Source organism: Methylobacterium gnaphalii, from assembly GCF_007992215.1.
Lineage (GTDB): Bacteria > Pseudomonadota > Alphaproteobacteria > Rhizobiales > Beijerinckiaceae > Methylobacterium > Methylobacterium gnaphalii.
The window spans coordinates 1-986 of record NZ_BJZV01000104.1 but is presented as its reverse complement, the minus strand read 5'-3'; the positions used below and the strand labels follow the sequence as shown (position 1 = coordinate 986).

Genomic DNA, 986 nt, shown 5'->3' with positions numbered 1-986 from the left:
GGCCTGCATCGGCCATTTGCCGTCCGTTCATACCGCCGGGCAGGCCGACATCCGTGACCAGCAGGTCGATGCGGGTGTCGGATTGCAGGACCTTGAGGCCAGCGGCACCGTCCGCGGCCTCGATGGCGGTGTAGCCGAGATCCTCCAGGACCTCCGTGACGAGCATCCGCACCGTCGGCTCGTCGTCCACGATGAGCACGGTCTGGCCCTGCTCGGCGCGCGGGGCGTTCGAGAGGGTCGGAACCGCCTCGCCCTCATCCGCCGTGCCGTAGTGCCGGGGCAGGTAGAGGCACATCGTGGTGCCGTCGCCAAGCTCCGAATAGATCCGGACCTGCCCGCCGGACTGGCGCACGAAGCCGTAGATCATCGACAGCCCGAGCCCCGTGCCCTGGCCGATCGGCTTCGTCGTGAAGAACGGCTCGAAGGCCTTGGCGATCACGTCCGGCGCCATGCCGGTGCCGGTATCGGTGACGCAGAGCGAGAGGTACTGGCCGGGCTCCAGGTCCCGGTCCCGCGCCGCACGCTCGTCCATCCACTTGTTGGCGGTCTCGATGGTGATGCGGCCGCCATCCGGCATCGCGTCGCGCGCGTTGATGCAGAGGTTCAGCAGCGCGTTCTCGAGCTGCGAGGGATCGACCATCACCGACCAGAGGCCGGCCGCGGCCACCGTCTCGAGGGCGATCTCCGGCCCGATCGTGCGGCGGATCAGTTCCTCCATGCCGGCCACGAGCCGGTTCACGTCGGTGGGCTTGGGATCGAGCGTCTGGCGGCGCGAGAAGGCGAGCAGGCGGTGCGTCAGCGCGGCGGCGCGCTTCGAGGCGCCCATCGCCGCGTTCACGTAGCGGTCGACATCGGTGAGCCGGCCCTGGCTGACCCGGTTCTGCAGCAGCTCGAGGCTGCCCGAGATGCCGGTGAGCAGGTTGTTGAAGTCGTGCGCGATCCCGCCCGTGAGCTGGCCGACCGCTTCCATCTTCTGAGACTGCCGC

1 protein-coding gene is annotated in these 986 nt (G+C 69.3%); it reads right to left on the bottom strand.

Annotated features, from left to right (window positions below; translation table 11 throughout):
• Positions 1 to 986, bottom strand: a 986-nt coding sequence (locus MGN01_RS23280; RefSeq protein ID WP_147049161.1) for an ATP-binding protein, incomplete at both ends; no start/stop codon positions are given.